At 41.4% G+C, this 11,734-nt stretch carries 13 protein-coding genes; 3 read left to right on the top strand and 10 right to left on the bottom strand.

The genetic code is table 11. From position 1 onward, the window contains the following. Positions 1-10: 10 nt before the first annotated feature. The 5 genes from FU659_RS03140 to FU659_RS35080 all read right to left on the bottom strand — a co-directional run bounded on the left by FU659_RS03140 (position 11) and on the right by FU659_RS35080 (position 3,971). On the bottom strand, positions 11-1,351 hold the full coding sequence (locus tag FU659_RS03140) for an ABC transporter substrate-binding protein (RefSeq protein WP_147946206.1): 1,341 nt from the start codon (positions 1,349-1,351) through the stop codon (positions 11-13). 49 nt (positions 1,352-1,400) lie between these two features. Next, positions 1,401-2,297: a carbohydrate ABC transporter permease gene (locus tag FU659_RS03135; RefSeq protein WP_147946205.1), complete on the bottom strand. Its 897-nt coding sequence runs from the start codon at positions 2,295-2,297 to the stop codon at positions 1,401-1,403. Positions 2,298-2,308: 11 nt separating this feature from the next. Next, positions 2,309-3,208 (bottom strand): carbohydrate ABC transporter permease, encoded by a 900-nt coding sequence (locus FU659_RS03130; RefSeq protein ID WP_147946204.1) that lies wholly within the window; start codon positions 3,206-3,208, stop codon positions 2,309-2,311. A 309-nt stretch (positions 3,209-3,517) separates the two neighbouring features. Then, positions 3,518-3,781, bottom strand: a complete 264-nt coding sequence (locus FU659_RS03125; protein WP_147946203.1) for a fibronectin type III domain-containing protein — start codon at positions 3,779-3,781, stop codon at positions 3,518-3,520. Next, on the bottom strand, positions 3,768-3,971 hold the full coding sequence (locus FU659_RS35080; RefSeq protein WP_187273863.1) for a hypothetical protein: 204 nt from the start codon (positions 3,969-3,971) through the stop codon (positions 3,768-3,770). The genes FU659_RS03125 and FU659_RS35080 overlap by 14 nt, the downstream gene beginning before the upstream one ends. Positions 3,972-4,307: 336 nt before the next feature. On the opposite strand from FU659_RS35080, the gene FU659_RS03120 reads away from it, so the two are divergent. From FU659_RS03120 to FU659_RS03110, 3 genes are all read left to right on the top strand, one after another. Continuing rightward, positions 4,308-4,715, top strand: a complete 408-nt coding sequence (locus FU659_RS03120; RefSeq protein WP_147946202.1) for a hypothetical protein — start codon at positions 4,308-4,310, stop codon at positions 4,713-4,715. Between the two features lie 74 nt (positions 4,716-4,789). Further along, the gene (locus FU659_RS03115) at positions 4,790-5,668 is read left to right on the top strand and encodes a chymotrypsin family serine protease (RefSeq protein ID WP_147946201.1); all 879 of its coding nucleotides are present in this window, start codon (positions 4,790-4,792) and stop codon (positions 5,666-5,668) included. Between the two features lie 102 nt (positions 5,669-5,770). Further along, the gene (locus FU659_RS03110) at positions 5,771-6,283 is read left to right on the top strand and encodes a hypothetical protein (RefSeq protein WP_147946200.1); all 513 of its coding nucleotides are present in this window, start codon (positions 5,771-5,773) and stop codon (positions 6,281-6,283) included. A 444-nt stretch (positions 6,284-6,727) separates the two neighbouring features. Here the strand turns inward: FU659_RS03110 and FU659_RS03105 are convergent, their stop codons facing one another. From FU659_RS03105 to FU659_RS03085, 5 genes are all read right to left on the bottom strand, one after another. Beyond that, complete coding sequence (locus tag FU659_RS03105) at positions 6,728-7,150, bottom strand: DUF3995 domain-containing protein (RefSeq protein WP_147946199.1); 423 nt, start codon at positions 7,148-7,150, stop codon at positions 6,728-6,730. Positions 7,151-7,378: 228 nt separating this feature from the next. Further along, the gene (locus FU659_RS03100) at positions 7,379-7,891 is read right to left on the bottom strand and encodes a TetR/AcrR family transcriptional regulator (protein WP_147946198.1); all 513 of its coding nucleotides are present in this window, start codon (positions 7,889-7,891) and stop codon (positions 7,379-7,381) included. A 165-nt stretch (positions 7,892-8,056) separates the two neighbouring features. Further along, on the bottom strand, positions 8,057-9,238 hold the full coding sequence (locus FU659_RS03095; RefSeq protein WP_147946197.1) for a DNA sulfur modification protein DndB: 1,182 nt from the start codon (positions 9,236-9,238) through the stop codon (positions 8,057-8,059). Next, the gene (locus FU659_RS03090; RefSeq protein WP_147946196.1) at positions 9,238-10,401 is read right to left on the bottom strand and encodes a DNA sulfur modification protein DndB; all 1,164 of its coding nucleotides are present in this window, start codon (positions 10,399-10,401) and stop codon (positions 9,238-9,240) included. The genes FU659_RS03095 and FU659_RS03090 overlap by 1 nt, the downstream gene beginning before the upstream one ends. A 90-nt stretch (positions 10,402-10,491) precedes the next feature. After that, positions 10,492-11,667 carry an LL-diaminopimelate aminotransferase gene (locus FU659_RS03085; protein WP_147946279.1) on the bottom strand — a complete coding sequence of 392 codons (1,176 nt, stop codon included), beginning with the start codon at positions 11,665-11,667 and terminating at the stop codon, positions 10,492-10,494. Positions 11,668-11,734: the final 67 nt, after the last annotated feature.

Raw genomic sequence — 11,734 nt, 5'->3', positions numbered from 1 at the left:
CTCATACTTCTTATTTTTTTGCTTTATCAAGCACGGCTTGAGCAGCTTTGTCCCCTTCGGTCAACAATTTGTTGATATCGATTTTGCCGGACAAATAGTCTTTAATGATCGGATCTACGGCACCCATCCACTCTTCCCATACGACATTGTCGCCTAAGTCACCCGCGTATTTCATATTGTCTAGGAAAACTTTGATATGTTCTGGCGCACCTTTGTGATCAGCGATGGAGGCTTGCGCTACTTTTTTATTAGCAGTAATGCCTTCTGCAAGCGTTGAATTCAGCTTTTGAGCATCTTCACTGAGGAAATATTTCATAAACTCCCAGCCTGCTTGCTTCTCTGCCGCTGCGGCTTTTGCGTTCATCACCCAAGTATTAGCAACAAATGCGCTGTAATTAACGCCGCCATTCGGACTTTTTGGAACCACGGCCACATCGTATTTAAGACCCTCTTTATCGTTGGTTAATCTTCTGGCGTAGTTATCGTAGAACATCGCGACGATTTTGCGCGACATCCAAGTATGGTATTTGCCGCCGATTTCGCCTTCTTGATCCTTCAAGCCGGGCGTCAAGCTTTCATCCCAAAATTTCTTCATATATTCAAATGCATCTTTCGCTTTAGGATCGCTGACGAAGGTACTTTTCGTTCTTTCCTTGTTGAGCAAATCCCCGCCAAATTGACGTACAACTGTATACCAGCCATAACGAATATGCTGTGGAAGTCCGATTCCGAACTGCTTGGTGTTCTTGTCGGTCAATTTCTTCGCCGCTTGATAGACATCATCTGTTGTCCAACTATCTGTCGGGTAAGCTACGCCTGCTTTATCAAACATTTCTTTATTGTAGTAGAGCGCATTCACCTGAATCGCCTGCGGAATGCCGAAGATTTTGCCTTGCGGCGTTTTAATGGCATCAAACCCGTAGTAATCGTCCAGCTTGATATCCTTTGTAAAATCGGTTAAATCCTGAATCGTTTTTTCCGTCGAATATTGAGGGATGTATGGACCATCCAGTAAGAACACAGTCGGTCCCTGCCCTGCCGCAAGGTCCACTTTCAGGTTGTCATAGTGAGTCTGCCAATCGGTGCCGATATCTTCAACCGTTATGTTCTTGTTCGTCTCCATGAACTTCTTGATGATGCTGCCCATCGTGGAACGTGCCGTTTCATCAGCGTAATAAGCAACTTTGATTTTGACAGGAGCTTTCGATGGCGCAACGCTTGCAGAACTCGAAGCACTCGGTGCTTTCGATGCTTCAGGACTGGCAACAGTTCCGTTATTGGAACTGCAACCGGACAACGCGATAGATGAAGAAATGACGGCCGTTAATGATGTTAACAAAACTTTTTTCAAGACAAATCCCCCCACACTTATGATTGTTGTATGACTATATAAAAGGATGCTATCCTTTCACACCGGAAGAAGTGATACTCTTGGTAAAAAACTTTTGAGCAACAATAAACAAGATGATGACCGGAATGATGAGTAGGACATCCCCTGCCATTTCGAGTTCGGGCCGAGCATTATACTGGCCTGTGGAAATGTCTTTGATTTTCAACACCATTGTCCATAAATCTTTGTTTTTACCGATAAAAATCATAGGATACAACAGCTCCGCCCACTTTTCCTGGAAAGTGAGCACCGCAAGGGTAATCATGGGAGAAGCCACGATGGGCAGATGAATTTTGGCGTAAATGGCCAACCATCCGGCTCCGTCCATTTTTGCCGCTTCATCGAACTCCTTCGAGATCGACCGATAATACTGCCTCATCAGCACGATGCCAAAAGCTCCACCGAAAAAGGAAGGAACAATAAGCGGCAAATGCGTCCCAATCCACCCGAACTCCTTGAAAATAATGAACTGCGGAATCATCGTTATTTGAACCGGTAAAAACATCGATATGACGGCAAAGCCGAAAATAAAGTTCTTGCCAGGGAATTGAATTCGCGCAATAGCGAAAGCAACAAGGCTGCATGACGCTACCATGCCAAAAACGGATAGCACCGTAATCTTCACGGTATTGAACACATAGAGCATAAAACTTGGTCCCTGTTTGGGAAATAGCAGTTCTTTATAGTTGCTCCATTGCAGCTTGGATGGTATCCAATGAAAGGAATTGTAAAATTCCGCATTGGTTTTTAGCGACGCAAGGATGAGCCATATGAAAGGAAGCACCATGCTGGCTGCTCCAAGCAACAGGATAATTGTGCTGATCATTCCCCCTACCGAGTGTTTGGCGGAACCTACTATAGTTTTGCCGCTGAATAAGGCAGAGTCCAGAACCGTGTTATTTTCCATCTCGTTGTCTCCTATTCTTCATAATGGACCCATGTTTTCTGGAGTTTAAGGATGAACAGTGTAATCAGAATCAAGCAAACAAAGACGACCCAAGCAATCAGCGAGGCATAGCCCATATCCAGAAAACGGAACGCCTTTTCGTACAGATACACCATGAGATGCGACTTCGAATACATGTTGCTGCGGTTATACACCATCACAAAATGTTGATCGAATGTACGGAAAGCATCGGAAATCGCCATGATAAGCACTAAGAATATCGTAGGAGACAGCATCGGTGCTGTTATGTTCCGCAGTCTCTGCCAACTGTTCACCCCATCGATTTCTGCCGCTTCATACAGCGTTTGAGGTATGTTATTGAGGCCTATGTAATAAATGAACATCGCATAACCCAAGCCTTTCCATACGCCTACAGCGGCAAGCGTTGGGATAATCGTCGCCGATTCTACCTGGAGAAACGCAATCTTAGAGACGCCTAGGAGCGACAGCAGTTGATTGACAATGCCAATTTCGGGGCTGAGCAGCCAGATCCACACCATACCAATAATGAACCAGGACGGAATGGCCGGAAAATAATAAACCGCTCGCAGGACGCCAGCCAGTTTTCCCTTGATATAACCACCCGAGCTGTAAAGCAGCACAGCAAATATCAATGGGATTATGACCTGCATAGGTACGTAGAGAAGTGCGAATACCCATGTGTTTTTAAATGCGGTCCAAAACTGCTTGTCGTCCATTAATTGGTGAAAGTTGGCCAGCCCTGTGAAGGTGGGAGCCGAAATGACCTTGAATCTTGTAAATGAATAATACAAAGACATGATGGCAGGGATGAGGAAGAGTATGAACGCCCCGATCAGATAAGGAAGTGTGAAAGCGTAGCCAATTACATAATCAGAATATTTTCTTTTCACGTTTTGCCCCCTCTTTAATTTATACGTCCACTGGACTAATTATTTTTATTATAGAGCTTAATTGTTGTTTTCGTCAATAAATATTCCAAAAATTTACTGCATACTGTGCAATATCGCAATTAATCTGGCCTTTCTCATTATTTTAATTAATCCACTGTACAAATTAATCATTTGGGTTTACACTTGGACAACCCCTAAAAAATCTATTCAAAATCCCGGGCTCCTCGTTCCTTACAGTACAACCTGTATTCCGTAACCCAGGGCACCCACTCCAACTCAATTCCCAACCTGATGCCCTCTTCATAAGTTTCAAACCATCCGGCGGGAGATGTGGCGCATCCTCACGTAAATCGGATAATCGCCGGACGGCTCGCTTTTATGCTCGGCGTTGACGGCAAATACGCAGATATGTATCTTTTCTCCGTTTTGCAATTCTTTTTGAGTGAATTCCGTTAATGGCGTCAACCCGACAGCGCTCCAAGTTTCACCGCCATCATGGCTTTTCTCGATCCGGTAAACCTCCGTGCCTGCCGATTTTGTGTAATAAATTGTCGCTCCTCTATTCACATTCATGGATCGGATTATAATCGGTCGAATCGGGATCGGAAGCTGCTCGGTCCACTGCCAAGTGTGTTCTCCCGGAGGCAGAAGAACGGTACCTGGTTCCGTTTCTTACAACTTCCTGCTTTGCTGCAATTTTTACTTTGCACCCATAATCCGTATTGGTGATGAATAAGTCATCCCGATGGCTGACTACCGCCATACTATGTTAGGCAGAGCATTTTCATCTATTGTATAAATCGTTTTGCGAAGCATGGCTTAAGCCTCTCCAACAAGATTTCCACCTGCTAAACTTCACAACCTAAGCTTGATCGCACCGAAAGTTGAGGTATAAATATACTTAATCGATAAAATTGTTACAAAACTATGAAAATTCTTTTCCTTTTTAATTGGATATTATAGTATTAAAAGGAAAATAAAACCTTTTTTATATAAATGGAGGTGATTGACAATCTATCATTTACAGGTCTTAAACTATCGTCTGTCATAGTCTTTGTCTTATTGTCATAGCTCAATACATTGAAAGGATGAATGATCAATGTCAAAAAAGATAATTAAAACAGCTGTAGTCACTACAATTTTTACACTATTAATAGCTAGTTTCTCCAATTCAATCTATGCATCCAATGATCAACAGCTGAACAACCCATCTGAAAAAAGAGACTTTACACTTATAAGAGGTTCAATTGACGAAATAAAAAGGATTACAGAAGAAAATAACCAAAATGAGATTCCAAGCAATCCTTTTTTGAATTTACAAGGTGATGAGTTAGAAAAATATAAGGAAAAAAATAAGGTAAAAAAGGACGCTCCGATTATTAAAAAGATAATTGAAGAAAACCCAAAGGAGTTTGCCGATTTTTATTATGACAGTAATGATGGAACAATCGTTGTTCAGGTAACACAAGATGAGGAGAAAACTAAGAGCAAGATTAAAGAAAAGTAAAATCAATTGAGAAGATTAAGTTCCAAAAGGTAAAGTACTCTAAAAATGAGTTAGACAACGCTAAAAAAATCATTATGACTAAAGCAGAGCCCGGGTCCATCCAAGCTATTATTCCTGATACAAAAAATAATAAGTTAATATTGTCAGTTGAAGATATGAGTAGTGTAAAAACGAGTAAATTCAATTCACTTTTTGGTACAGAAAAAGACTTTCTAGCATTCATTCCAAAAATATCTACGAAATTAGAAGCAGATACAACTAACTATGGTGATCCATTCCCTTCAGGCTCATTAATTCAAAGCAACACCCATGGATGTACGGCAGGGTATTTTGGAGACAATCAAGCCAATCAAGTTGTTTTAGTAACTGCGGGTCATTGTGCGAATGTTGGTTCAACTGAAGCATGGTATCAACCTTGGACTGAAGACCCTAAAATAGGGAACTGGACATTCAGGACAACATCATCAAATAGCGATGGTTCTGATGCAGTGGGCGATGCTGGATATATTACACTGACCTCCAGAGGTGGGAATCCAAGAGTGCCGTATCCCAATAGTTCCACATTAATTCCTTATACAGGTGTCTACACGTCAGATATGGTCGGTGATACTGTTTATTTGCGCGGTGCTTTTACAGGTGCTCTATCCGCTGGTGTCATTACTCATAGTAATGTCTTAATATGGTGGGGTAATTCAGGTTACGGCTATGAAAATAATTTGGTGTTTGTTCAATCATACGCATCTATAGGTGGAGACAGTGGTGGTCCAATTTTGACGGACTACGCATGGGATAATTCCAAAGGCAGCTATACTTTTGATTTGGCTGGTACTCATGTTGGTGTTGCGACTTTTAAAGATAATCAATATATCCCAGATGGAGCATATAAGGTTTACAACCCTATTTGGAGATCATATACTGACCTCAATCTTGATAGCATTTATGTAGTACATTAATTTTCAGTATAACCCCTAAATTGTTAATATTTAGGGGTTATACTGAAACATTTGCCGCATCGTTTACGTTTGTTATAGTAAATGGAAATGAGGTGCAGTGACTTGAAACAGGTTCTAATCAAATCCTTAATAATAACATGTTGTTTTTTTGCTTCAACTGGTTGTCTTGAAAATAAGCTAGAGAATGTCGTTACTAATAATACGGATATTCTTTCAAATGAGGTCGAGTCTCAAAAAGTTCAATCGATGTTTAAAGCTGGTCTTTCATTAACACAAAAAAGAATTAGAACAAATCAAGAAGTAAAACTAGAAATGACCTTGGTTAATACTTCGGATAATCATCATAAAATTGGAACCGGAGATAAAATTTTTAGAGTCTACCTAATGGATGAGAGTACTCAAAAAGTGGAAAATATTCTACCATTAACTTCGGAAGACACAATTAGATTTCATACATTAAGCAGTAAGGATCTATTGAAAGAAGTGGTGACGTATAAATTTGCAAATCAAGGAACTTATCGTATTTGGGCAGTAGCTGAAATACATGAATTAGTTGAAAAGAACTATAAAGTAACCGAGTATAAAACGGACATGTTGCAAGTTACTGTGGAGTGAGGAAAGTTGTATTATTTAAAAAAGACGAACTGATGTTTCATGTTATAAAGGCAACCGAAGTAATATGGACTAGTTGTAAATAAAATGCCTTTGATACTCATGTTTTATAAAAAATATAAAAGGAGCATTATTTGGCAGACTTCAAAGTCCCATCGAAAGAAGAACATTAGTTTTTGTCTCCTGAGAAACCATTTATGAACGAGTTATAAAAATCTATATTTATCCATTTTTGTTGATATTAAGTGAGGTTCAAAACAAATAATCCTGCCTGATCTATTAAACAATCTATCCTTTTTTGCAGGAATACCTTCGGGTTTGTAACATAAAATACAATATTTTGGAAATTGGTTACCGTGCGTAAGTCAGCTACATGTAGATCAACCATTATGAGTCTCATGTTTTCTGCTACTCGGGCCCCGCCTGTGCCTCCGCCATAGCTGACAATCAAAATAAAAGAATCGTACATGTTACCCCGAAATACAAACAAAGCGGACTATAGAGCCATGTATCATTTCTAGCAAACACAGTGTGATTGACTTTCTTAAAAAATCCTATATGTGTAAGGTCACCTATCGCCCGAAGAAAAAAAAATCCAGCACAAACCATACACCCTACTCTTGTAACGGTATTTGCTCTAAAGAAATGCACATAACCTCCCTGAATCAGAAGAATGGAGCACACGACTAGAAGAAGGATCGCCACAGCTAACGTACCCATCTTACGAGGAGTAAAGGCTGGTTTAGACTCCCCTGCTTTCGATGGTATGGCCGCATGGACACCCCAACGACCACCATACGCCCAATAAACATGTAAGATACTGATCAGGCCTAAAAGACTTACAGTTGATAATGTCATAACAAATTTCATTTGAACGCCTCCAAAATTATTTTATTTTAACGTACTCACAAATCCTAACAAGGTTTCCACAAACATTAAAACCACCAATGATTACAATAAGGCTCAATATGTTCATATAAAAGCTCCTTTCTCCAACTTTATATCGAATATATTAGAAGGCCATAAACATACGCATTCGTATGTTTATGCATTTTTTATGCCCCTATGGGCTGTAAAACCACATAAGGACATGCGTAATCAGATCTGTAATAAAATCATAAACATTTTTTCTATATTAAAATTGGTATTAGCCTCAAATCGGGTCATCCACCCTACATAGGTTAAATAAGTAAGTCTGGCTCTGTCGATTGCATCCGAAGGCGTCAGACCCTTCCGTTGAAACAGTGTGGCCATAAAGTGAATTCGTTGTTCCTCAATATCAACTAGACGGGATGCCATAATAGGGTCATGTTTGGCCCAAGCATAAATGCCAATCTCAATTTTCTTGTCCCGACTGATACTCATGTGAAGCAGCTGCTCCAAGGAGGAATGATCTTGTTCGATACTTTGAATAATCTGTTTTGTGGCATAAGCTTCCCAATCATCCATCATGGCATCCAGCAGTTCTTTACGGTCGCGAAAATAGTGGTAAAAGCTGCCTTTACTAATTTTAAGCTTCCGTGCAAGCAATTCAACGCGAACTTCATGTATGCCAGCTTCTGCTAATTGATTTAATCCAGCTTTTACCCAATCTTCTCGGGTTAGTTGCATGATTCACCTCTAAATACGGTAGCGTATATTTTCACCAGATTACTACCGAGTTTGTATTTTGTCAATAGAAGGTGGTTCTTTCTCGATCAACGGGTAGTTGGAGATAATCAAAAAACCTTTCCCGCCCAAAGGTACATTGAGCAAGAAAGGTTTTGATCGTTCAGGTTAAGCCGGAGAGGCCACTTCGTCCTCATCACTGTTGGTGCCGTCTGTGCCTTCTAAGAAAAATTGCACAAGCTTCGCATGCTTTTTCAGCGATTTCTCGTGGATTAAATTGATCTTGCCATTGTCCAAAGAACCGAAGACATAAATCAGTTCCTCGTTATCATGCGACCAATCGAACCCTTCAAGCAATTGCAAGGCATTCGTCCACTCTTCATTATATTGCCCATCCGGGAATAAGAAACGATTGGCGTATAGCGCAATGCTTTCTTGAATGACGCGATTCGCAGAGGTATACTGCGCCAAGCCCGGCTGTTCCGGCATCATCGGCAATATGGTATTGAAAAATTGATGCAGAATTTCCACATAGGTCGATGGATCGTGACGGATTTTGCGTTGCAGTTCGTAAGATGGCTGCATTCTGCCAGAAAATAACATGGTTGCCGTCGCGTACAACCAACTGAAACAAGTGAAATTCCGGTTAAAAGAAGTCAAATTGCTGCGTCGCTCAACACCGGCAGCTTTCAGATACACATTATGGTCTACAACTTGTTGAATGACCAAATTAAGCGGATCAATCGAGTCAAAGGAATGACCAAGCTCTTTGCTCACCAGCTGAACTTTGGAGTTAATATCTCCAAACAACTGCTGCTCTTCTTCCTCCGTCAATCCGATATAGATTTGCACAGCCAACTGTGTTTCCATCAAATCCAATCGTCTGCCCTCTAGCTGATTCACCGTACCTTCGGCTTCCTCAACCTCTTGCTTAATATCAGCGTCTTGTGGAAATTTACGCTGTTTAATCTTTAAGAGCGCTAATTTCTTCTCGTAACGTCTAACTTCTTTTTGCATTTGCTCGTTCACATAGCCAAGAGCAAGTATGCGATGCTGTCCATCTAATATGCTTAGTTTAGATCCATGTCTCAACACGAATTCTTTCTCACCCTTGGACAGTTGATTCACTTCACGAAGCGATAGTGTTACAGGTCCAAAGAACACATGATCCAGTTCGCGCTCTTGCAAATAGGTTGAAATTTTACGTCTTTGCATGTTGCTTAGCTTACGCTGTACCATAGGGTCGATCATCGTATAATTCAACAAATCCTGAACGCGCAAAGCTACGGTTGAAAGACCGAACTTGTCGCAAAAAGGATGTATCGTCATTTTAAGTCTTAATCCTTCCATTAGCTGACATCCTCCTTAGAGTCTTGTTTGCTAAAAGCCTCAGCATCGCTGATAAGAAATAGGTTCTTCTCTTGATAGAAGCTTTTGATATACTGATAAGCCTTCATGATGCGAGTACGTCTTGGCAAGCGATCCTTCTCATCTCCAACGTAGATACTGTTCCAATTCACATGCGGAAGAATTTTCAGCGCATGTTCAAGCGCGTAGCGATTGAAACTTCCCGTTTTTGTTGCTTCTTCGTGCATGAAGAGCGCTAAGGCAATTTGGATGTTTTCAGTCCATACCAATTCACCCTTCTCTGGTGTTGGCAAATGATTCAACAAGCCGTTGAAGTAAGTGCCCGCCAAAGATACGTGATCCTGTAAATCTTTATTATCATATTGATAGTTGTTATTTCTGGCAGCAGATTTCATGCGGCCTTCAAACAAAGCAATCAAAATTTCAATGAGCAAGTGATAGGAAAACAAATATTCTGGCGATTTTCCGCGTTCGGAAAACATATCAACCGTCAATTTTTGCATCGCCGGAGCTTTGGAAGCTAGTTCCGTCGCAGCGACATGATAGAATCGGCGTTGGTCACGCAGCACAGCTAAATTGCCGCCTAGTTTACGCGGAAGTTTGTTAATGTCTGAGAATAGTTGACGTTCTTGGCGAGCATTAATGTCCAAGTACGTCATTGTCGAAATCGGGAAAGCGTACAAACGGCGCAGCTTCTCTGTAATCTCTTCCATCTTGTCATATTCACGGCGATCTTTGGCGCGTGCCATCTGACTTTGCAAGGTTTCCATAATACGTTGAAAAGCAGCTAAACGATGCTGACCATCTACCACATACAATTTCTCAATTGGCTGTAAACGAAGGGATTGATGATCATCGTCGTAATGACCTGCTCCCCTTGCCGAGAAAATAATTCCCGGGAAGTAGATTGGTTGACGATCTTCTAAATACAAATTGACGTAATCAATGAGTTTGGACAGATTGCGCGGAATGATTGCCCGCTGCACTTCCATGTCAACCTCATAAATCGAAAACAACTTACTCATAGGCAATGTAGCTGCAATCGTGGATTGCCCAAACGTCTGCCCCAAAATTCCCGGAATTTCTACGTACGATGATGGTTTCTGATCGGCTAAAAGCTCTGATAATGAGGATATTGCATCCATGTGCTTACCCCTTTCAAATAATAAATATTGTTGTTACGATAACAGTCGAAATGTCTCTCATTCTCCTATTTTTACCAATATCTCTAATTTTCATTCTAAGGTATACAGCCAATCTCTTATTCGCCTTGCAGCTTCAAGTAATCGAGCTTCGTCTTGTACTAAGGCGATGCGGACGAAACCTTCTCCTTCAGCTCCAAAGGCATCTCCTGGGATAACAACTACACCGGTACGGTAAAGCATTTCCCGGGAAATTTGTCGAGATGTCCAGCCTTTTGGTATTGGTGCCCAGATAAACATTGTCGCTTTGGGCGGTGTAATCTTCCACCCTGCTTCTGCTAAAGCCTCAATAAACACATTCCGTCTTTTTTCATATACACCGGCGACAGAATGATCATGCTCCATATCTTCCTCTAATGCTGTAATTCCAGCCGCTTGAATGGCTCCGAACACCCCATAATCAATATTCGATTTGAGCGTTTTTAATGCTTTGACTACATCAGCATTCCCCGTTAGGAATGCAATTCGACACCCTGCCATATTAAAGCTTTTGGACAGGGAGTGAAACTCGACAGCAACCTCCTTCGCACCCTCTATTTCCAAAATACTCAGCGGCCGATAGCCGTCAAAAGCCATTTCGGAGTATGCCAGATCATGCACGACAAGCAAGTTTTGCTTCTTTGCATAAGCAATTAACTGCTCAAAGAATGCTCGATCTGCAACAGCAGACAGCGGATTGCTTGGGTAGTTAAGCAGGATGAATTTTGCCTTCGCAGCCACGTCTGTCGGAATGTCCTCTAATTGTGGTAAAAAATTGTTCTCAGCTCGTAAAGGCAGTAAATAAGGTTCGACACCCGCCAACACTAAGCTTGCCGAATATATGGGATAACCTGGATCGGGAACAATAGCCATATCTCCCGGATCGCAGAGGGAAAGCGCTAAATGAGCAAGACCATCTTGTGAACCCATTAAGGTTAAAATTTCAGTTTCGGGATTAAGCGCTACGCCAAAACGATATTGATACCATTTGGCAACCGTTTCTCGAAATGCGAGGCTCCCCTCGGAAGTTGGATATCCGTACATAGCAGGATTACGAACAGCTGCGGTAATCGCTTCTATAATCCGTTCAGAAGGAGGCAGGTCGGGGCTTCCTATACCTAAATCTATGACGTCTACCCCTTCGTTCATAACCTCTCTCTTCCAACCTGCAATTTCCGAAAAAATAGCCGATCCTAGTTGGCTAAGCCGTTTCGATCCTGTAAATGTCATCATTCATACCCTCATTATAATAAGTTAGTAGCATTCATTCCTATATGGCAGGTCACAGGATATCTAA

Origin of the sequence: Paenibacillus sp. N3.4, assembly GCF_008017805.1 — a bacterium.
Classification (GTDB): domain Bacteria; phylum Bacillota; class Bacilli; order Paenibacillales; family NBRC-103111; genus Paenibacillus_E.
The sequence above is the reverse complement of the archived record's forward strand: the minus strand, read 5'-3'. Positions and strand labels throughout refer to the sequence as shown.